Below are 20233 nucleotides of genomic sequence, written 5' to 3'. Positions count from 1 at the left end.
AAGCGGTTTACTGGTCTTTATGCCTATAAACGTCGGCTGACGTTCTTTACAGACCCCGAACTAATGCTAAGGTATCAAATTTTCACATAGGGAATCCCATCACCACCTAAACTGGAACAGAGACTCTTGTTCTTTTCGGAGATTTCCGATGTTCAGAAACCTTATCTGGATATTCCTGTTTTTTTCTTTCAGCGCCTTAGCAGAAAACACCACTAGCCAGTCCCTGCCAGCAACCGAGCTTGTTGCTTCACAGGCTTCGGTCATCAGCAATATTGAAGCTGCCAGCAAACGGGTGGTTCAGATGGAGGCCAACTGGGAGGATACCAGTTCTGAGATGACCCGCGATTTAATTCAGCAACAAGTCGTTTCCGATATTCGCACCACTACTGGTCTGGTTAATGATTTCCTTGACCAGGTTCAGGCTATTAATACCCCAGAGACCATAAAGCTGGGTGAAGAGGTGGTGAACGCAGAAAACCGCTTTTTTGAAGCCCGGCTAACCCCCGCCTCAACTGATCTGCGCAAACTGTTTGAACAATATGAGAAAGCCAGTGCCGATGAGCAGTTACTGGTGTTGTTCAACATCAACGACTTCTACGCCTACATAAACTGGCTGTTGAATGAACGGCTGGATAACCTGAAATTACTGAAAAGCTGGAAGGTCAATAGCGCCGCTGCGCAACAGCAACTTGACCGGGAGATAACCCTTTACGCTGAGTTTATGGCTACCTATCTCCGTAATAATAACCGCCAGAAAGAGTTGTTACAGACGGAGCTGAAATCCCTTCCTGCAGATGCCCGAAGTTCTTTGGAAAGTAAAATTGCCACTCAGGACCGTCTGGTTCGCAGTGCCGTGGCGAATCTGAAACAGATCGTGATAATGATGCAAGAACAGGGACTGCCGGTGGAACAGTATAATGAACTGATTTTCAAAACTACCGGTAATCTGGCAGAAGCCGTCGTTAACATCGAAACATTGCACACGGTCATTGCCGGACTCTGGGGTGATTTGATTCATTGGTTTAAATCCAATCTGGGCGGCATACTCTCCCGCCTCTTACTGTTTGTCGCTCTGATGGCAGTCACCATAATGCTATCTCGTCTGGTTCGGCGGGGGATATCCCGGGCCGTTACTCTAAAGAAAGCTCGTTTCAGTACATTGGTTCAGGATTTCTTTATCAGTGTTGGCGGTAACCTGGTGGTGGTTTTCGGCCTCCTGTTTGCCCTGGCACAGGTGGGACTGGATTTAACACCGGTACTGACCGGTCTGGGTGTGGCCGGTATCGTTATCGGTTTTGCCCTGCAGGATACCCTGTCCAATTTTGCCTCCGGTATGATGATCCTGATCTATCGCCCTTTTGATGTGGGTGACTATGTTGAGGCCGGAGGTGTTGCAGGCAAAGTGGGCAAAATGAGTCTGGTCAACACCACAATTCGCACTTTTGATAATCAGGTCTTTATGGTACCCAATGCCAAAATCTGGGGAGAAACCATTAAGAACATCACATCGGAGCGCATCCGCCGGGTCGATATGGTCTTTGGGGTTGCTTATGGAGACAATGTTGAGCAGGTTGAAAGCCTTCTTGAAGATATTGTCTGCAGCCACCAGAAAATACTGAAAACACCGGAGCACATCATTCGTCTGAATATTCTCAACGAGTCATCTGTGGATTTTGTGGTTCGTCCCTGGGTAAAAACTGACGACTACTGGGATGTATACTGGGACATCACCCGTGAGGTGAAAGTCCGGTTTGACCGGGAAGGTATCACCATTCCATTCCCGCAACGGGAGCTTCATTTTTATAGCAAGGCGCCAGCAGACCTGCCGGGCGAGCAGGTAACAGGCTGTCAGTGAGCAATTCTGTAGGCCATGGTTCAAACTCCTGAACCGAACACCTCCATTTAGCAATGAACTAAATCATTTCTTCGTTGTCAAAGATATTAGGACTTTAGTGTCATATTTATACAAGCACGCTCTCCTGAGATTACCTGAAATACTCTCAGGCAGGATTCAACGTGCTGACTAAATATGCTGACTTCAAAAAGGTATTAACAGCAAGCATAAGAAATGGAGGATAAGAAATATGTATACTGAACCTGCAAGCTTTCAACCCGGCACAAATCTCCAATTCCCGGCAGGAGAGTCTACTGAAAGAGTTTCTGAAGTAGGGAATACCAAAACATTTTTGGGTAACCCCTCAAGGCTTGTATCATCTTTGTCATTAGATTATGAAGATGATTCAAAACTTTTTAAACCAATCGATATCAATGGGAAACCGATACAGACAGCTATTACGTCCAGGTGTGTATTATCTTCTGGTGCGGAGTTCACTCATGACGACCCTAATGAAAAGGTGGATTCATGCGTGCAGAAGTCGAATATAATGAATGGGGGAAACGATGGTGTTGGAATTGGCGCAGGCTTTCCTGTCCTCTTTGACTCAATTTTTAAAAAAGTCTCATACCACGATAAGTGTGTTTTTAGAGATCATATCAAATCTTTACACCAGATAACCCCCCCTTACAACGCCTTCCCGAAAAGTCTCAGTACTAAACCCTTTGCTGAGCAGTTCGCCGAAAAAACAATTCACTGGCTCCAGCTTGTTAACACACCATACGATCAACGTGGCTCAGTCACGACAAGCTTTTGTCACCAAGCGGATAATTGTTGGGCAGAAGAAGAAAAACGTCTGGGTATTTTTTATCGGGAGGATTATCTGGCCCTCGAACTTCGCAAGCTGACAAAAAGTATCTACCTCGGGGCGCACTCACTACCGGAATATTTTGACACGATGAACAGGCGTAGCTTTGTAGCAAGGGATAATGGGCATAAACCAAGTGAGTGTCTGAATGCTTTTTTTCATGGCCCCACCACTGCAGACTGTGCAATGACCCTTTTGGCCTGTCAGTATCGGGCCATAGAAACCATCATTGGCACAGACGAATTCGACCGCATCTTTGGCGCACCGATCTCAAAGTTTAGAATTTCCTGCGACCTTTTCAGTCACATCAGCCATGTTTATGAATCCTTCCAAGAACTCGCAAAAGAAGGCGAATCTTTAAAACTGACCGATTTTAGCAACCCTCTCCATCATCTGTTTAATTATCTTGAGTTTTACAAAGGTTCAGGGAGCACTGAGCAGTCAGAACAGCAGATAAAAAAAGGTGATTTCCTCTATATTCAGGGCGTAGAGGGCTACGATTTGAAGCACGCAAATGGTCGTTCTGTCGGTTTCAATCTGGTATGCACCGGGCAAAACAGCAGCGGACAGAATCTCTATCTGGGGTTTGGTCCGGGTGTATTTGATGAGCCGAAAACCTACGATCAGGTCAAAAAAATACTGATTGATGGCTACAATAAACCACAGACTCCTGAGACAATTTTTGCCATTAAAGAGGGGAGAACGAACTATACAGAGCGGGCCAGCGATATCCTGCCCTATGACCACCCTATTGGTGGTATCCTTATTGCGGCTCGCTTTAATACTGAGTTCTGGGAATATTTTTTGTCCCAGTGCGATCAAGTCTGGCACCGTCAACCGCTTTTGTCTGTCACTGCGACTATGGAACCAAAGCCGGTGCATTACGGGTCAGAGCTCCACACTGAAAATCTTGATGCTGATATAGATCAATACAAACCCTATTCAACACAGCAGGAACTCATGCATGAGAAGGCCCTGAAGTTCACGCACGCTGTGATTAATAATCAGGGTGAAGCCCGGTGTAAAAAGTCCATGGGACTATTCCTGACCGGATCACCAGGAATAGGAAAAACACATCTTTGTGCAGCTGTTACCAAAAAAGCAGCCAAGTATGGTGTCAACACCCTGTATCTGGACGCAGATAAGTTAGGTGAGCTTTATCAGCACTTACAGGCTGATATAGTGCGATGGTATGTAAAGATCGACGAAATGCTTGCCGGTAAAGATTTGGTGGTCATCGATGATGCCCGCAGCGATGGCTTTAGCAAACAACTTCTGGCAAAAACAATGAAACATGTGATGAATTATGATAAGGCCATCATGGTCAGTTCAAATCATCATATTCCTGTCAAAGCTGCATTCCCTTGCAATATCGATCCCTTAACCGACTACGCACATAATTTTCTTTATCTGAGCGATTTGCAGGGAGACAGTCACCGTTCCCGATGGTGGCACAGCCCTGAAGTACAGGCTGCTGATGCAATATCGCAACTGGCTCAGTATCACGGCCGCAATGCGGCAGCAGTGATCACTGAACACGCAGTATCAATAGACGAATTGGTCAGAGTACTCAGTATTCCGGCCGAACAGATCCGCCAGGTGGGGAGCCCCTTTTTACCCGGAAGATATGTTGTAAGCCCGGATTACGATCTCAGAGATTTAACCAAAACACAGCATCAGGCTGTTTTTATGGAGTGTGATGTTACTGATGATGATACTCATATCAAGCAGTTCTTAAATGTTATTCAGAGAGTACACAACGAAGGCTTGAAGCTGGTGGTCAAAACCAATGACCGCTTATTATTGTTAAAATCTGTACGGGTTTTTTTAAATCAGCCATATTTATCTCTTAACTATAATGAGGTCTGTGTCAGGGAGCGGCTAGCGCATATGTTCCCGGACTTTGCGGAGTTCGGACTGCAGGACCAGCTCAAACAGCAAGTTTGCCGGGAGCGTTTGGTGGGAACCCATTCAGCAATGTGAAAAATCCGGATCGTGGCTCCTTCCAATCTAAAAAATAACTTGTGTCAGTTGAGCAAAAACGAATATTATTCGTTTTTATTTCCAAGTATTAGCGTCCTTATGTCCAGACAGCAGAAACGTATTCAGAGAGAAGCCGAGATCGTTGCTGCCACACTCCTTCTGATGAAAGAGAAAAGTTTCCTCGATCTGCGAATGTCCGATGTTGCCCAGGCGGCAGAGTGCTCCATGGGAGCCATCTATTCTCATTTCTCCAGTAAAGAAGATCTGCTTCTGGGGTGCGCTTATTTTCTGGCCCGGCAAAAAATTCAGGTCCTGCATCGTGTTCTGGATACGGATCTGGCTTCAGTCGAAAAGATGGTCATGATCTGTCTCTGCCTCTGGCAAGTGAATCAGGATAATCCGGAGCACTTTTCACTCAGTCAGCTGGCCATGAACCCGAGTATCTGGCAAAGAGCCTCTGCCAATCGCAGCAATGCCATGAATGAGTTGGGTAACTATATTGACAATCAGCTCAGGGCTCTGGTTCGGCTGACGCTTGTTGAGAATGGCTATGAAGACGTTTCTGATGCGCTGGTTGCTGAGCTGTTGATGGGGCTTTGGGGCTTGTCCTGCGGTCTTTATCAGATTAAGGAGTCAGGCTTTGGCGTTTTCAATGCAGACTTTCGAGAAGACGACGGAGTGGATCTGCACTTGTCAAATATTGAACGTTATCTGGCGGGTTGGAATCTTCATTCTGTCGTTCCCAGATCACGGCTTAATCAGCTGGTGGGCGTTGTGACTAGCTATACAGTCCTTGAAGCAGACTACTGAAAGTCTTACTTTAACACGGTTTGATTTGCCATTTCTGAAATGTGCAGCTGGCACAGAGTGTTTTTCTTTGCTTATTGCTGTTTATGTTGATCCCCTCACGCAGGGGATTTTTTAGGCTGTTTTGCGAATGATATTCGGGGTTGGGATGCCCTGTGTCCGCGAGGGAGAAAGTTTATGAAATCGATGTTCAGCCTGCCCAAAGGTAAGGCTTCAATCAATAACAACAAGTTGGGTTACTCGCCATTCCTTCTGACCTCACTGGTCGCTGCGGTTCTGGTTCTTTCAGGTTGCTCGCAGCCACAGGAAGAACAGAAAGTGGTGACTCGTCCAGTGAAGCTGTTCAAGGTGGAAGATTCCAATGCCGGCAACTTACGACAGTTTCCGGCCAAGGTCTATGCCAGCAAGGAAGCCGAGATTTCTTTCCGTATTCCCGGTGAACTGGTGGAGTTTCCTGTCAAACAGGCTGAAGAGGTTAAGAAAGGGCAGTTGCTGGCCAGGCTGGACGACCGTGATATTCGCAATGAGCTGGCTGCCCGACAGGCAGATTTTGATCTGGCAGAAACGGACAATAAACGGATTAAATCGCTCTATCAGAAAAAAGTGGTCTCTCAGTCCGAGCTGGATAACTCCAACGCCAAACTCAAGTCAGCCAGAGCCGCCCTGGAGTTGGCCAGGGATAAATTGAAGTACTCTGTACTCAAGGCGCCGTTTGATGGTCGGGTTGCCCAGACTCTGGTAGAGAATTATCAGTTTGTTCAGGCGCAGCAGGCCATTCTTATTCTGGAGGGCAGCAATACCCTGGATGTCAGTATTCAGGTTCCGGAGAGTATTGTCGCCAATGTCCGGGAAGAGGAGGTGGATTTCAGCTATCAGCCGACGGTCACTTTTGCCGGAAGACCCGGTACGGAATACAAAGTCAGTTACAAAGAGCACGCCACCAGAGTGAGCCCCGGTACCCAGTCCTATGAAGCCGTTTTCACCATGCCTATTCCTGAAGACTTAACGGTTTATCCCGGCATGGGCGCAACCCTGACAATGGATTTGGCAAAAGTTTCACCGGGAAGCAACGGCGGTCAGCACTTTATTGTGCCTCTGTCGGCGGTTTTGAAAGACAATACCAGCGGCAGGGAGCAGGTCTGGATATACGATGAGCATAATAACACCGTGAATCCGGTTGCAGTGACCACAGGTACCATTCTCCAGTCGGGTATCGAAGTCACTTCAGGGCTCAAAGAAGGTGAGCGCATTGTTTCAGCCGGTGTTAATCGGCTGCGCCCCGGCATGACTGTCAAGCCACTGCAGCGTGAGCGGGGGCTGTAAGCATGAATATTGCTGAGTATTCGATTCGAAACAAAGTGATCAGCTGGATGTTTGTGGTCCTGCTGCTGATTGGCGGTACGGTATCCTTCTTTGGTCTGGGCAAGTTGGAGTTCCCGGAATTTCCGATTCCCCAGGCGATGGTCAACACGGCGTATCCCGGAGCTTCACCCCAGCAGGTTGAAGAAGAGGTCACTTTACCTTTGGAACGGGCCATTCTGGAGATGGAATACGTGAAGAATATCGATTCTGTCTCCAGTGCCGGTCTCTCCCAGATCATGATAGAGCTGAAAGATGAGTTCACGGCCAGCGATCAGCCGCAAATATGGGATGAGCTTCGCAGTAAGGTCAATGATACCCAGTCGTCTATGCCTCCGGGTGTCTTGCCTTCGAGTGTCAATGATAACTTCAGTGATGTCTTTGGCATCATGCTGAACATCAGTGGCCGCGACTTTAATTATCGTGAGCTGGAAAGTTATGGCGACTTTCTTCAACGTGAACTCTCTCTGGTCGACGGCGTCAAGAAAGTCAGCCTGGCGGGTACGGTCGATGAACAGGTGGTTATTGAGATTTCTCAGCCCAAAGCCGCCGCCCTGGGTGTCGATCCGGCCTATATCTTCAGTTTGATCCAAAATCAGAATGTTGTGTCCAATGCCGGAAAGATGTTTATTGATGGCTTTTCGGTACGTATTCATCCCACGGGAGAGTTCAGGGACATCAGTGAGTTGAAAGAATTGCTGGTCAGTTCACCCGGCACCACTGAACTGATCTACCTGGGTGATATTGCTGATGTTCACACTACCTTTGATGACACGCCTCAAAACCTTTATCGAAGTAATGGTGAGCAGGCAATTTCTCTGGGCATCTCATTTGCCAAGGGCGTGAACGTAGTGGATGTGGGAGATGCCGTTAATGCCCGTCTGGCCGAACTGGAGTCAAGCCGGCCTGTAGGGATCGATGTTACCACTGTCTATGACCAGCCTGAAGTGGTCAGAGCTTCAGTAAATGGCTTTCTGATCAGTCTGGCTGAAGCTATTGCCATTGTCATAGTTGTCTTGCTGTTTGCCATGGGTCTGCGTTCCGGTCTGTTAATGGGTGGTATTCTGTTGCTGACCATTCTGGGCACTTTCATCGGCATGAACTTGCTGGGAGTCGATTTGCAGCTTATTTCACTCGGGGCATTGATCATTGCCCTGGGGATGCTGGTGGATAATGCTATTGTGGTCACCGAAGGGGTTCTGGTGGGTTTGCACAGAGGGCTTTCCCGAATGGACGCCATCAGGCAGGTGGTGGTTCAGAATCAGTGGCCTTTGCTGGGCGCGACAGTGATTGCCATTATCGCCTTTGCGCCCATTGGTCTGTCACCTGATACCACCGGTGATTTCATGGTTTCCCTGTTTCAGGTGCTGTTTTTGTCCCTGATGATCAGCTGGGTTCTGGCTCTCACTTTGACACCTTTTTTCTGTCATCTGGTATTCAAGGAACCGTCCGAGGCCATGGTGGGCAGTGAATCTGATCCCTATAAAGGCGCTCTGTTCTCTTTTTATCGCTGGTTTCTGAACAAAGCCCTGAAGCACAGAATTATTTCTCTGTTATTGACGGTGGCCGCTCTGGTCACGGCCATTGTCGGTTTTGGTTATGTTAAGCAGTCTTTCTTTCCTCCTTCAAATACACCGATCTTCTTTGTCGATGTCTGGATGCAGGAAGGCAGTGATATTCGTGCCACTGAAGAAGCCATCAAGCAACTTGAGCAGGATGTACTGACTTACGAGGGCGTCGTGAATGTCACTTCGGTGATGGGCAGGGGGGCTCAGCGTTTTATTCTGACATATGCTCCGGAAAAGAGTTACAGCAGCTACGGACAGCTGATTATCGAGGTCGATGAAAGGGATCGGATGAAAGCGCTGATTGGTCCCATGGAAAAGGCTATGAACGCCAAATACCCGGGCATTGAATTCAAGTTCAAGCTGTTGCAGAACGGTCCTTCACCCGCCGCCAACATAGAAGCAAGGTTCTACGGCTCAGACCCCGCTATTCTTCGGGAACTGGGCGCCAAAGCCATGGCCATCATGGAGGAAGAGCCCTCAGCCGTAGACGTGAGACAGTCCTGGAGAGAGCAGGTTACCATTGCCCGTCCTCAGTTTGATGAAGCGGCAGGCCGCCGAAGCGGTATTTCAAAACAGACGCTGGATGAAGCCTTGCTGGTGAACTTTACCGGCAAGCAGGTGGGTGTGTATCGGGATGGCAGTCATCTGTTGCCGATCATAGCCAGAGCTCCGGAGGAAGAACGCCTGAACGCCAATACCCTGACCGATCTTCAGGTATGGAGCCAGGAGCGTAATGCCTTTGTGCCAGTAGCTCAGGTCGTGAGCAGCTTCGAATCGGCTACAGAAAATCCGCTGATTGTGCGTCGTAACCTGAAGCGTGTTCTCACGGTCATGGCAGACGCAAGACCCTTCACAGGTGAAACCCCCGAATCGGTTCGATTGAGGCTCAAGGATAAAATTGAGTCCATCAGCCTGCCAGAAGGTTACACCCTGGAATGGGGCGGTGAATTCGAAATGTCCAGTAATGCCCAGGGCAGCATCTTTAAGTCATTGCCGATGGGTTACCTGATAATGTTTATTATTACGGTTTTGCTGTTCAGTACAGTTCGGCAGCCACTGGCTATCTGGTTTACCGTACCTCTGGGTGTCATCGGGGTGTCGGCAGGTTTGCTGTTACTGAATATGCCTTTCACATTCACAGCGCTGCTTGGTTTACTGAGTCTTTCAGGTATGTTGATCAAGAATGGCATTGTCCTGGTGGAACAAATCAACATTGAAGAAGAGAAAACCGGCAATCTTGCCAGGTCCATTGTTGATGCTTCTGTCAGCAGGGTACGCCCGGTTTGCATGGCTGCATTGACCACCATGCTGGGTATGATACCGCTGGTGTTTGATGCTTTCTTCAGTTCAATGGCGGTGACTATTATCTTTGGTCTCGGCTTTGCAACCGTTTTGACACTGATTGTACTGCCTGTGACTTATTCACTGCTTTACAGAGTTCGATACGACGGATAGGGCAGTTGCTGACAAAAAAACGAGCCGTGACTTTTATAAGCACGGCCCTTTTTTTATGGAGGATGTTCAGTTTTGAGTTACGACTGGTTCATGAATACTCTGGTCATTTCGAAGGGCGTAGTAATAAAGGTTGTTAAAAACCTCCGGATAATCCACACCAGCAAATTCCAGAATTTCAGCGAGCTGACGTGCAGTGTAACCCTGGCTCAGTAAAGTGCTCACGCTCCCCTGAAAATCTTCTTTCGACGTGATAAATGCCCGGTAGTACGGACGACCGGACACATCTATTAATCCCTGGGCATAAGATGGAATCAATTTCAGCATGGCGCTTTTCAGCGATTCAGGGTCGATCAGTGTACTGGATTCAACTCTGGTCAGGGATTCTGCCTGGTGGCAAGAGCGACGTTTGGCGGGATCGCTGGAGGGTTGAGGTGTCATTCTCTTGCAGGCCTTAATCTGCTGTTCGAGTTTGGGCATGATTTCAGTGGACTCCAGGGAAGGCGTAATCTGTCCTGACAGGCTTTTCTGGCTCCACTCGGCCAGTTTGTCCTGCATGCCATTTTTGATACTCAGGAGTGTCTCAGGTCCAAAACCTTCACGGCCCAGCCTCATCATCCACTGTGCCAACAGTGTCTCATTAATTTTTTCAACGGTATGACCCGGCTTTGCCAGCATCTCTTTCAGATAAGACAGGTAGAGGCTTCTGATTTGAAAACGATAGCCTTCTGTCACCATCCCACTGGGGCTGTTCAAATAAGCACTGGCCATCATTCCATAGCGCACCGCAGCAGAAACCAGTGGCAGAGGAGATTTATCTGAGAGTTCGGGTTGAGTGGCAGATTCAACGGTCATTTCAGCCTTTACGGGTTCAACCGGTTTTATAGGTTTTTGGTTAGCTTGTATGACAGGAGAGAGAACCAGAGCAAGGGAAAGCAAATACTTTTTATTCATCACATTATTCATCTGGACATCCATTAATCAGTTGCAGGGAGACGTTAGATTTGTATCGGCAAAAGTGGATAGGGATGAGGCTTGCGAAAGAGGTTTTTATTTATTTTTTTGTAAGGAGTGAACGAAGTATCGTTTTGTTGGTCTAACCTATATCTGGTTTTTTTTAGAGTGTTCAGATTAAATTATGTTGTTAAGAAATAGTCATAGAATTGCCGGTCTATCACTACTGGCCGTCACGCTGCTGCAGGCAGGCTGTGCAGGCAGGAATGCACATCCGGTTGCTGTACGACAGTACGGGGATATCAATCGCTCCTGTGCAGCTCTGGAAAACGAAATAGTCTTTATCGAGGAGGAAATCAGAAGGCTGGTTCCCAAGACCGATAAAACCGGTAAAAACGTAACCCTGGGGGTGGCCGGTGCGTTTCTCTTGGTTCCCTGGTTCTTTATGGACCTCAGTCAGGCAGAGCAGATTGAAATTAATGCCTTTCGTCAACGTTACAATTACCTGCTAGGTTTGGCACAGAATAAAAACTGTAGCAGCACTTCAAGAGTGCCCATTCCTGAATTCAGTAATTCCGGTTCAACCCGATAGCAAAAGCCATTCAACAACCGCAAATGCAGATTCAACGAGCGATGGATCTGCAAGTGCCGAGAAAAATACCCATCAACCCGATGAAGTGACAGCAGGGAATGATGAAAAATTCTGGAGAAAAAAGACAGGGTCATGATCAGGGAAGCCGGGAACCATTTCCCGGGCCCTTCTGATTGAAGCCAACCAGAGCTGACCAGGTGCCCGGAAAGCATAGCTTTCATCACTGTCATATCGGGTACTGAAATTAAATGACCGATCTGTTTCCCTGTCAGGTTCGTCGCCTTAATCAGACATTGTTTCTCGTAGGAGTTTGATTGCGGGACTTGCCACGGGTCTTTCCAGCATTGCGTTCGGTAGCAAAATTGACTCGAAGGGGTCTGCCATTCAATTCTTTACCATCCATAGTTAAAGCAGATTGAGCGTTATCACTTTCTGCAAAAGTAATAAATGCAAAACCTCTGGAGCGACCGGTTTCCCTGTCGGTAATCACGCGAATTTCATCGATCTCACCAAATTGCTCGAAGGCTTGCTGAAGGTCACTTTCATCACTGCTGAAAGGAAGGTTACCTATAAACAGTTTATTCTGTTGCATGGTAAATAGGTCTCCAATTATCCAAAGCTACTGTAACCCGGAATCGAGACACACAATTTGGCTCGAACAAGGCATTGGGCAGCATCATTATTTAAATTCAGGACGACATCTAAGGGCTTTCAGCAGAAACCCGGCAGAAACATTTTGATCTCTCTTGTTGTTATGAAGGGAGGGGCCAATGGCCTCTTTGCACAGGGTTTCCGGAATCATATCCTGAATGTTCTGGTTTTCGTGAACGGAGCACTCAGTGCAGCCAGACAGTCCATATTCTGACGTCATGAGTATCATTATTATCATGGCCTGTCAGCCAAGCCATGCATCCAGATTATAACCTCATTGCTTTATGTCAAGTATGAAGTTGAAACGGATGATATTTAGTGACATCAGTGAAGGTAAAGCTGCAAGGCTCAATAGCTTAATATCGAAAGATACTCTCTGTCGGGGATTTTGATACAGGAGCGACTCCTGAAATCATATGATCCTGATTTTTTTCTTGGCTTTCTGTTGTGTTATCTTCCACGAAGAGTGACACAAGAATCGAGACCAGCAGCGTCAACGGAAGCCCATTGAGCATTGGGCTGTTAATGAATCGGGACATTTCGGGGCTCATATTGATGAAAAAACTGGCGCTCAATGGATCAGCCAAAAACCGGGGGCGTATCCATGGTGAGCAGATGCGCGATGAAATCAGCGCAGTGCTGGATTACTACCGGTCACGTTTTCTTAGAGACAGGGAACGTTTACAGTCTCATCTTGATCTGCTGATGCAGAAAGTTCTGTCATTCAGACCGCACTATAAAGTGGAGATGGATGCTATTGCCGAAGCCGCAGACATTGAGCCTTTTTGGATTTATTGCATTAACGCCCGCAGTGAGCTTATGTCCTCGCCCATTGAGTGTTCTTCTGTCGCATTCCCAAGGCAGGGGCTGATAGGGCAAAACTGGGACTGGGCTGAAGCACTTGCAGGCAAGTTGGCCCTGGCAGATGTTGAACTCGAAAACGGTCATCGATTTCTGACCATGACCGAGCCGGGAATGCTGGCCAAAATCGGAATGAACTCTGCGGGGCTGGGCGTCTGTCTGAATATTCTGCCCGCCACTCGAAAACTGACCGGCTTACCTGTTCATATTTTACTGAGAGCATTGCTGGAATCTCAAAGCCTTCAGGAGGCCCGTTCCCTGATCGAGGCTCACGGGGCAGGCAAGGCCAGTCACATTATGGTCGCGGATAAAAATGAAACCATAGCGGTTGAGTTGGCACCTGATCAGCCCTGGTTCCAATCCACGGAACAGGCTACTTATCTGCATACCAATCATTACTTTCAGCCGGGCCAGGCCCAGCCAACTTCATCAAAGCCGTGTACTGAGACCCGGCTCAAACGGCTAGAGGATGGGTTACTGTATAACCCTCAACTGAACCTTAAGACCATGATGCAAATGCTTGATAATAATGAAAAACCTTTTCCGGTTCTCAGGCCCTACAGTTATCATGAGCTGACCGGAAATGCGGGAACTCTGGTGACCCTGATAATGAATCTTGGTAAACGACAAATGTTGTTGAGAGAGGGGCACGACCCTGAGCAGGGTTTTGAGAGTTACCGTCTGGCGTAATATTCAATGCTGGGACCCTGTGTGGGTTGCATGGTATCTTGAAATAAACCGTCAGCTGCTCTGCGCGCAGAGCAACTATTGATGAGACTGTCAGGAGATTAAACGGGAGTCGAATGTCCGAACCGATCACCAAGAAGCGTAAGCGAGCCGCAAAAGAAAAGCCGATGCTCAAAGCCATAACGGGTATTCGTGATGCGGACTCTGGCGCAGGGACTGAAGAAGCCAGTGCTCTGGTACTGAGACTGAGAGAAGCGGGTATGTTATTCCTGCTGGTGCTGGCTGCTTTTACTGCATTGGCGCTGTTTTCTTACAGCCCTACAGATCCCGGCTGGAGCTACGTGGGCCATGAAGGAGAAGTGGCAAACAGCACAGGCAGAGCGGGAGCCTGGTTCAGTGATGTCCTGTTTTCCCTGTTTGGTGTATTTGCCTGGTGGATACCGGTTCTGCTGGTCATCAAAACGGTGCTGGTTTTTCAATATCGATACAGTGCCTGGCGCTGGCAACCCGGCTGGTTTGTTATGCGCTCACTGGGATTACTGCTGGCTCTGGCTACAGGGGCAGCATTGGCTGCTATTCATCTGGAAACAGTCGGCAGAGGCTTGCCTGCCCGCAGCGGTGGTATTCTCGGTCGCATGATTATGGAACAGTCACTGCCTGTTTTTAATCTGGTCGGTAGCACATTGATTTTGCTGGCCATTTTTCTGGTGGGATTCACTTTATACACCCATCTGTCATGGTTTCAGGTTCTGGATACAATCGGGCGGTTATTAAAGATAACTTTTGCCAGAACAGGCAGGGGTATTATCCGGTTGGTTGCAATCATCCGGGCTCGCATCGCTGATTGGAAAGAGCTACGTGAAAGGGATCGTGAAGCCTTTCAAGCCGCTCAGCCTGAGCCGGAGCCTGCCGACTTTGCTCCAAGGCAGCGTCAGGAGCCTGTAGTGGTTCTCCCGGCTCCTGAGCCCGAATCAAAACCCACCAGACTCGGCAAAATTGCCGTGCCCGGGAAAAGCCCTTTAGCCGATATAGAAGATGCCATTGAAATACCGCCGGAAGGTGAACTACCCGGCGTGGGCTTACTCGACAAAATCAAAGATCATGGCAACGGTATTAACCAGGAAGAGCTGGACATTGTCTCCCGCCTGCTGGAAGCCAAGCTGGCAGACTTTGGTGTTAAAGCTGAAGTGGTCGCTGTGCATCCGGGTCCGGTGATTACCCGTTATGAGATTCAGCCTGCGCCCGGAGTCAAGGCCAGCAAGATTTCCAATCTGGCCAGGGATCTTGCCCGTTCTCTGGCTGTGGTCAGTGTCCGGGTGGTTGAAGTGATTCCTGGCAAGTCAGTGATGGGCATCGAAATTCCCAACGACGACCGGGAAACGGTGTTCTTTGCAGAATTGATTGCTTCCAGAGCTTACGAACAAGCCGCATCCCCTCTCAGTCTGGCGCTTGGACATGATATTGCCGGTCAGCCGGTGGTGGTAGATCTGGCAAGAATGCCGCACCTGCTGGTGGCAGGGACTACCGGTTCCGGTAAGTCGGTTGGCGTTAATGCCATGCTGCTCTCCATGCTCTTCAAATCCGGGCCGGAAGACGTTCGTCTGATTATGATTGACCCGAAAATGCTGGAACTGTCGATTTATGACGGTATTCCGCATTTGCTATCTCCCGTAGTGACCGACATGAAAGAAGCCGCCAACGCCCTGCGCTGGTGTGTGGCGGAAATGGAACGTCGCTACAAGCTGATGGCGGCTCTGGGGGTCAGGAATATTGCTGGCTACAACAAAAAGGTCAAAGATGCGGCGGCTACGGGCGAGCCTTTGCGTGATCCATTCCATGAAGCCATGACCCTTGGTGATCTGGCCCCTGAGCTTGAATCACTGCCGTTCATTGTCGTGGTGGTGGATGAGTTTGCTGACATGATGATGATTGTCGGTAAGAAAGTCGAAGAACTGATTGCCCGGATTGCCCAGAAAGCCCGTGCGGCGGGCATCCATTTGATACTGGCAACCCAGCGTCCTTCGGTGGATGTCATTACCGGCCTGATCAAAGCTAATGTTCCGACCCGAATCAGTTTCCAGGTGTCCAGTAAAATTGACTCCCGCACCATCATTGATCAGGGTGGGGCAGAACAATTGCTGGGTCATGGCGACATGCTCTACCTGCCGCCGGGAACCAGTGTTCCTATTCGTGTTCACGGTGCTTTTGTCAGCGATGATGAAGTGCACCGGGTGGTTGCTGACTGGAAGAAGCGGGGCAAACCTGATTATGTGGAAGCCGTTCTCAGTGGTGCCGATACGGCCTCTGACGGCAGTGCTTTCAGTGGTGGACTGGATGAAGATTCAGAGCAGGATGCCCTGTATGATGAAGCGGTCGCTTTTGTGACTGAAAGCCGCAGGGCGTCAATTTCGTCAGTGCAGCGTAAATTAAAGATCGGTTATAACCGCGCTGCGCGTATCATAGAAACTATGGAAGTAGCCGGTGTGGTGAGTCCGGCAGGTCATAATGGTAATCGTGAGGTGATCGCACCACCTCCCGTGAAGGGTTGAAGTTGAGTGTTTAATAAAATTTCCCAAGTGGTTGTAATTACTGCTATTTTCAATGTCTCAGCGCAGGTCATGGCTACCCCGCTGGAAAATGTTTCAGCCACTACCCTGAAGGCTCAACCAGTCAAGAAGCTGGATGTCAGCAAGGGGCTGAACGATGAGAAAGCCTCTCAGGCTCTCGCCAAAAAACTGCAGTCCATAAAAAGTCTGAGTGCTCATTTTCAACAGCAAGCGGTCTCTTCTGATGGTCGTACCAAGACAGAATCCGGGGAGATGCAAATGAAACGTCCTGATCTTTTTCGCTGGCTTACCAGGGAACCTTTTGAACAGGAGATCGTTGCCCAGGGCAATAAAGTCTGGATGGTAGACCCTGAACTCCAGCAGGTGATCATCCAGAAGCAGGATGCACGCAGGGCCAATACGCCAGCCAAACTGCTGACAGGGAATGCCCGTGAGTTGCTGAAACAGTACAAGGTTTCTGTCTATAGCAAGGATCGCAATGAGAGATTCACTCTGACACCCAGAGAGGAGTCAGACCTGTTTGAGAAGCTGGATATTGATTTTCGCCAGGGGAGGCTAAGCGCTATTGAGTTGTCTGATTCTCTGGGTGGCAAGCGCAGAATCCTGTTCTCCGGGGTGAAGGAAAACACTCAGTTGAATGACAGCCTGTTTGAGGTAAAACCTCCCAAAGGTTTTGATGTCATTGATGAGACCCAGGGTTAGCTGTGTATTCTGCCGGTTTGTTTGACGACGAGTCATCCCGATATGAGCCCCTTGCCGCGCGCATGAGGCCCCGCAATCTGGATGAGTACCTGGGACAGGAGCATATTCTGGCCAGGGGCAAACCTCTGCGTGAAGCTTTGCAGCAGGGTGCCATTCACTCCATGATTTTCTGGGGGCCACCGGGGGTCGGGAAAACAACCCTGGCCCGGTTGGTTGCCGGTGTCTGCGATGCCCACTTTGAAACACTGTCTGCGGTACTCTCTGGTGTCAAAGACATTCGGGCTGCGGTCGCCAGAGCCCGGGATGAGCAGATGACCCGTCAGCGCAAAACCATTTTGTTTGTGGATGAGGTGCATCGTTTTAACAAGTCCCAGCAGGACGCTTTTCTGCCCCATATTGAAGATGGCACTATCACATTTATCGGTGCTACTACCGAGAATCCTTCCTTTGAGTTGAACAACGCCTTGCTCTCAAGGGCCCGGGTTTATGTATTAAAACCGCTGACGGACGATGCGCTCAGAGAAGTGCTCCATCAGGCTCTGTCTGACGAACGGGGTTTTAAGGGCAGTCCTGTTTCACTGGAGCCTGAAGCTGAAGATATTCTGATTCGTTATGGCGATGGCGATGCCAGACGGGTTCTGAATACTCTGGAAGTAGCGGCAGATCTCAGTGAGGATGGCCAGATTAAAGTGGCAACGGTGACCGAGATTCTCGCCGACAGTGGCCGACGTTTCGATAAGGGCGGTGACGCATTTTACGATCAGATATCAGCCTTTCATAAATCCGTAAGAGGTTCTGATCCCGATGCCGCACTTTACTGGGCTGCCAGAATGGTGGATGGTGGCGCTGATCCACTCTATATCATTCGCAGACTGGTAGCGATTGCCAGTGAAGACATTGGCAATGCCGATCCAAGAGCGCTGGAGATGACCATGAATGCTTGGCAGGCTTATGAGCGGCTGGGCAGTCCGGAAGGGTTGCTGGCTCTGGCCCATGCCACGGTTTATTGTGCCTGTGCGCCCAAGAGTAACGCCGTCTATCTGGCCTGGAAGGCGGCGATGGCCGATGTCAAAGGAAACCCTTCCTTTGACGTTCCGCACCATCTCAGAAATGCTCCCACCCAGCTGATGGGATCCCTGGGCTACGGTTCTGAATACCGCTATGCTCATGACGAGCCCAATGCCTATGCAGCCGGTGAATGCTATTTTCCAGAGAATATGGAGGCCCGAAAGTACTACCAGCCTAATGATCGTGGGCTGGAAATCAAAATTCGCGAGAAGCTCGAGAAACTGGCACAATGGGATCAGCAGAGTCCTGTTCGCCGACGTCAGGAAGACTGACCCATACTGATTCTCGTAACAACTGAAAGATAGCCAGCATGGGGCCCGATGAACCTCACACATGATGAAGGTACTCTGCAAGCGCAAAGTTTCCCCGGGTATTTAAAATGAAGTTCTGGATATTCCTGTCCAGCCTGCTGATGTCAGGCATAACCCTTGCCGGTGAATATCGCACCTGCTCAATCAGTCATGGTCAGATCAGCCAATGTGGTGGCAAGTATACCGGTGCAGCGGTGATTGAAAATAATGGTGCCTACCGTCAGTGCGAAATCATTCAGGGAAGGGTTTCTGGTTGTGAACAAAAATACAGCGGGTCGGCTATTGTTCCGGATAAGGGTATTCACCGCCAATGTAAAATCACCACAGGGTCTGTTTCTTTCTGCAGTGACAGGTTCAGTGGGACGCTACCGGTTTACAGATAATACTCAAATCGCCTGAAAAACCATGATCGCTGCCGGATAGTCCGGCAGCTCTTTCACTATCTGGTGATCCAGCAGCTGCCACCGAGCCTGCTCACCTATTTCACAAAGCTGCGCAATACTTTCCGGGAAGTCGAACTGGCTGACGTGATCCAGAACAAGGTTCTGCCAGTCGCCCTGAAGTTCCGAAATACTTTTGAAGTACTGGCCAACTTTTTCGATGTATTGATCCCGACTCTGTTGATCAAGCCTGATGGCATCAATCATCACAAACAGGCTGTTGGGGTCTGCCTTGTTCCTGAGTTCCGAGAAAAGCGCCTGTTTTTCCGACAGGGAGCCATGATGAATGGCGAAACTGCTGAAGATCAGGTTGTAGGAGCCTCTGCCTGGCAGGGGTTCGAAAATATTACTGAGAAAGAACTGTGAATCAACACCGGGTTTTTGCATGTTTTCTTTGGCCATGGCTAAAACAGATTCAGCAAGATCGACTGCCGTGTAAGAGGTTAGCGATAGCTCTCTGGTCATCTCTGCTGCCAGTGACGCATCGCCACAGCCAAGATCAAGCAGATTTACTTTTTGATCGCCGTAGTGCTGCATGAGTTTACGGGTAGCAAGACGCATCAGCTGCTGGTGGCCCATGACATTGTTATCGACCAGCCAGCGGTAGCACTGCCATTGTTCATTAAAAATATCGACTTCTGAACGATGTTTCATCGGCTTACCGGGGTGTACTCTGATGATGGAATGAAAGACGGGAGACCCACTGTTATTGAAGCAGGTCAGAGATATCTGTCCAGTCGGCTGACCTGTTTGTCCCACTGCCAATGCCTGGGAGCTCGCGGAATCTGGAAAACATGGAATAAGGCGCACTTCCGCTGCAAATCAGAGCATCAGGCGCTGGTCGAGATCAACCTTGAAGCTCATGGTCGTCGATGACATCGATCATATAGAGCACATAAGAACCGCGTTGGCGATTCAAGCTGCAACAGTGAGCTTAACACCCAGTGATTTCAGCAGGCGGTGAACCGTATCCCAACGGGGCTGCACCCTGCCATTGAAGGTTTTGTAAAGGCTCTCCCGGCTCAGCCCGGTTTGTCTGGCCAATTGAGCGACCCCTTTTTTCTTAACCACATCACCCAGAGCCAGCACGAAAACAGCTGGGTCGTCGTCCAGATAAGCTTCAGCCAGAAAGTGTGCAATCTCGTCATCGGTTTCCAGCATTTCCACAGGGTTAAAAGGTTCAAGTTTCAGTGCCATCGTCATCCCTCATTTGTTCTATCAATGTGTGGGCTTTGAGAATATCCCGCTTTTGGCTACTTTTGTCGCCACCGCATAAGAGTACGATTAGCTGACGGTTCCGGATTGTGAAATAGAGGCGGTATCCTTTACCAACAAAAATTCTCATCTCACTGACCTGGTTTCCAACGGACTGGACATCTCCGAGATGGCCGACCCTGACCCGCTCAAGCCTTATGGCGATAGCCTCCGCCGCTTGGCGGTCTTTAAGGCCTTTGCGCCACTTCTGGAATACCTCTGTGGCCACTAAATCGTATTTCATAATTTTTAGACTGTAACCTATAGGATACATT

Annotated in this window: 17 protein-coding genes; 12 read left to right on the top strand and 5 right to left on the bottom strand. The window is 49.0% G+C overall.

What is annotated here, in order from left to right; all coding sequences use genetic code 11:
* Window positions 1–148: 148 nt before the first annotated feature.
* From ACO6VG_RS20980 to ACO6VG_RS20960, 5 genes are all read left to right on the top strand, one after another.
* Window positions 149–1855 carry a mechanosensitive ion channel domain-containing protein gene (locus ACO6VG_RS20980; RefSeq protein ID WP_422412784.1) on the top strand — a complete coding sequence of 569 codons (1707 nt, stop codon included), beginning with the start codon at window positions 149–151 and terminating at the stop codon, window positions 1853–1855.
* A gap of 529 nt (window positions 1856–2384) precedes the next feature.
* Window positions 2385–4685: an ATP-binding protein gene (locus ACO6VG_RS20975; protein ID WP_422475492.1), complete on the top strand. Its 2301-nt coding sequence runs from the start codon at window positions 2385–2387 to the stop codon at window positions 4683–4685.
* A 99-nt stretch (window positions 4686–4784) separates the two neighbouring features.
* Window positions 4785–5495 (top strand): TetR/AcrR family transcriptional regulator, encoded by a 711-nt coding sequence (locus ACO6VG_RS20970; protein WP_422475489.1) that lies wholly within the window; start codon window positions 4785–4787, stop codon window positions 5493–5495.
* A 174-nt stretch (window positions 5496–5669) separates the two neighbouring features.
* The gene (locus tag ACO6VG_RS20965) at window positions 5670–6815 is read left to right on the top strand and encodes an efflux RND transporter periplasmic adaptor subunit (RefSeq protein WP_422134063.1); all 1146 of its coding nucleotides are present in this window, start codon (window positions 5670–5672) and stop codon (window positions 6813–6815) included.
* Window positions 6816–6817: 2 nt separating this feature from the next.
* Window positions 6818–9874, top strand: coding sequence for an efflux RND transporter permease subunit (locus ACO6VG_RS20960; protein WP_422475487.1), 3057 nt, complete (start codon window positions 6818–6820; stop codon window positions 9872–9874).
* Between the two features lie 66 nt (window positions 9875–9940).
* Here the strand turns inward: ACO6VG_RS20960 and ACO6VG_RS20955 are convergent, their stop codons facing one another.
* Window positions 9941–10837, bottom strand: coding sequence for a hypothetical protein (locus ACO6VG_RS20955; RefSeq protein WP_422475485.1), 897 nt, complete (start codon window positions 10835–10837; stop codon window positions 9941–9943).
* A 172-nt stretch (window positions 10838–11009) separates the two neighbouring features.
* Here ACO6VG_RS20955 and ACO6VG_RS20950 point away from each other — a divergent pair, with 172 nt between their 5' ends.
* Complete coding sequence (locus tag ACO6VG_RS20950; protein ID WP_422475483.1) at window positions 11010–11417, top strand: hypothetical protein; 408 nt, start codon at window positions 11010–11012, stop codon at window positions 11415–11417.
* 286 nt (window positions 11418–11703) lie between these two features.
* On the opposite strand, the gene ACO6VG_RS20945 is transcribed toward ACO6VG_RS20950, so the two are convergent.
* Window positions 11704–12009 (bottom strand): RNA recognition motif domain-containing protein, encoded by a 306-nt coding sequence (locus ACO6VG_RS20945; RefSeq protein ID WP_422134059.1) that lies wholly within the window; start codon window positions 12007–12009, stop codon window positions 11704–11706.
* Window positions 12010–12623: 614 nt separating this feature from the next.
* Here ACO6VG_RS20945 and ACO6VG_RS20940 point away from each other — a divergent pair.
* The 5 genes from ACO6VG_RS20940 to ACO6VG_RS20920 all read left to right on the top strand — a co-directional run bounded on the left by ACO6VG_RS20940 (window position 12624) and on the right by ACO6VG_RS20920 (window position 18647).
* The gene (locus ACO6VG_RS20940; protein WP_422134057.1) at window positions 12624–13619 is read left to right on the top strand and encodes a C45 family autoproteolytic acyltransferase/hydolase; all 996 of its coding nucleotides are present in this window, start codon (window positions 12624–12626) and stop codon (window positions 13617–13619) included.
* 113 nt (window positions 13620–13732) lie between these two features.
* The gene (locus ACO6VG_RS20935; RefSeq protein ID WP_422475481.1) at window positions 13733–16165 is read left to right on the top strand and encodes a DNA translocase FtsK; all 2433 of its coding nucleotides are present in this window, start codon (window positions 13733–13735) and stop codon (window positions 16163–16165) included.
* A 6-nt stretch (window positions 16166–16171) separates the two neighbouring features.
* Window positions 16172–16885, top strand: a complete 714-nt coding sequence (gene lolA, locus ACO6VG_RS20930; RefSeq protein WP_422475479.1) for an outer membrane lipoprotein chaperone LolA — start codon at window positions 16172–16174, stop codon at window positions 16883–16885.
* A 62-nt stretch (window positions 16886–16947) separates the two neighbouring features.
* Window positions 16948–18225 (top strand): replication-associated recombination protein A, encoded by a 1278-nt coding sequence (locus tag ACO6VG_RS20925; RefSeq protein ID WP_422476313.1) that lies wholly within the window; start codon window positions 16948–16950, stop codon window positions 18223–18225.
* Between the two features lie 107 nt (window positions 18226–18332).
* The gene (locus ACO6VG_RS20920) at window positions 18333–18647 is read left to right on the top strand and encodes a hypothetical protein (protein WP_422134054.1); all 315 of its coding nucleotides are present in this window, start codon (window positions 18333–18335) and stop codon (window positions 18645–18647) included.
* Between the two features lie 3 nt (window positions 18648–18650).
* On the opposite strand, the gene ACO6VG_RS20915 is transcribed toward ACO6VG_RS20920, so the two are convergent.
* Window positions 18651–19358: a class I SAM-dependent methyltransferase gene (locus tag ACO6VG_RS20915; RefSeq protein ID WP_422134053.1), complete on the bottom strand. Its 708-nt coding sequence runs from the start codon at window positions 19356–19358 to the stop codon at window positions 18651–18653.
* Between the two features lie 30 nt (window positions 19359–19388).
* Between ACO6VG_RS20915 and ACO6VG_RS20910 the strand changes: the two genes are divergently transcribed.
* Entirely contained in the window at window positions 19389–19580 is a 192-nt protein-coding gene (locus tag ACO6VG_RS20910; protein ID WP_422134052.1) for a hypothetical protein, read from the top strand.
* Window positions 19581–19619: 39 nt separating this feature from the next.
* On the opposite strand, the gene ACO6VG_RS20905 is transcribed toward ACO6VG_RS20910, so the two are convergent.
* Together ACO6VG_RS20905 and ACO6VG_RS20900 are read right to left on the bottom strand one after the other, a co-directional pair.
* On the bottom strand, window positions 19620–19901 hold the full coding sequence (locus ACO6VG_RS20905) for an addiction module antidote protein (protein ID WP_317146204.1): 282 nt from the start codon (window positions 19899–19901) through the stop codon (window positions 19620–19622).
* Window positions 19885–20232 (bottom strand): type II toxin-antitoxin system RelE/ParE family toxin, encoded by a 348-nt coding sequence (locus tag ACO6VG_RS20900; RefSeq protein WP_422134051.1) that lies wholly within the window; start codon window positions 20230–20232, stop codon window positions 19885–19887. The genes ACO6VG_RS20905 and ACO6VG_RS20900 overlap by 17 nt, the downstream gene beginning before the upstream one ends.
* Window position 20233 lies beyond the last annotated feature (1 nt).

The organism is Endozoicomonas sp. ALB032, from assembly GCF_049310125.1.
Classification (GTDB): domain Bacteria; phylum Pseudomonadota; class Gammaproteobacteria; order Pseudomonadales; family Endozoicomonadaceae; genus Endozoicomonas_A.
The sequence above is the reverse complement of the archived record's forward strand: the minus strand, read 5'-3'. Positions and strand labels throughout refer to the sequence as shown.

Bases quoted from the DNA above. Each gene is read 5' to 3' on its own strand.
- ACO6VG_RS20980 (WP_422412784.1), top strand. From the start codon at position 149: ATGTTCAGAAACCTTATCTGGATATTCCTGTTTTTTTCTTTCAGCGCC.
- ACO6VG_RS20975 (WP_422475492.1), top strand. From the start codon at position 2,385: ATGAATGGGGGAAACGATGGTGTTGGAATTGGCGCAGGCTTTCCTGTC.
- ACO6VG_RS20970 (WP_422475489.1), top strand. From the start codon at position 4,785: ATGTCCAGACAGCAGAAACGTATTCAGAGAGAAGCCGAGATCGTTGCT.
- ACO6VG_RS20965 (WP_422134063.1), top strand. From the start codon at position 5,670: ATGAAATCGATGTTCAGCCTGCCCAAAGGTAAGGCTTCAATCAATAAC.
- ACO6VG_RS20960 (WP_422475487.1), top strand. From the start codon at position 6,818: ATGAATATTGCTGAGTATTCGATTCGAAACAAAGTGATCAGCTGGATG.
- ACO6VG_RS20955 (WP_422475485.1), bottom strand. From the start codon at position 10,837: ATGAATAATGTGATGAATAAAAAGTATTTGCTTTCCCTTGCTCTGGTT.
- ACO6VG_RS20950 (WP_422475483.1), top strand. From the start codon at position 11,010: ATGTTGTTAAGAAATAGTCATAGAATTGCCGGTCTATCACTACTGGCC.
- ACO6VG_RS20945 (WP_422134059.1), bottom strand. From the start codon at position 12,009: ATGCAACAGAATAAACTGTTTATAGGTAACCTTCCTTTCAGCAGTGAT.
- ACO6VG_RS20940 (WP_422134057.1), top strand. From the start codon at position 12,624: ATGAAAAAACTGGCGCTCAATGGATCAGCCAAAAACCGGGGGCGTATC.
- ACO6VG_RS20935 (WP_422475481.1), top strand. From the start codon at position 13,733: ATGTCCGAACCGATCACCAAGAAGCGTAAGCGAGCCGCAAAAGAAAAG.
- ACO6VG_RS20925 (WP_422476313.1), top strand. From the start codon at position 16,948: ATGAGGCCCCGCAATCTGGATGAGTACCTGGGACAGGAGCATATTCTG.
- ACO6VG_RS20920 (WP_422134054.1), top strand. From the start codon at position 18,333: ATGAAGTTCTGGATATTCCTGTCCAGCCTGCTGATGTCAGGCATAACC.
- ACO6VG_RS20915 (WP_422134053.1), bottom strand. From the start codon at position 19,358: ATGAAACATCGTTCAGAAGTCGATATTTTTAATGAACAATGGCAGTGC.
- ACO6VG_RS20910 (WP_422134052.1), top strand. From the start codon at position 19,389: ATGAAAGACGGGAGACCCACTGTTATTGAAGCAGGTCAGAGATATCTG.
- ACO6VG_RS20905 (WP_317146204.1), bottom strand. From the start codon at position 19,901: ATGGCACTGAAACTTGAACCTTTTAACCCTGTGGAAATGCTGGAAACC.
- ACO6VG_RS20900 (WP_422134051.1), bottom strand. From the start codon at position 20,232: ATGTATCCTATAGGTTACAGTCTAAAAATTATGAAATACGATTTAGTG.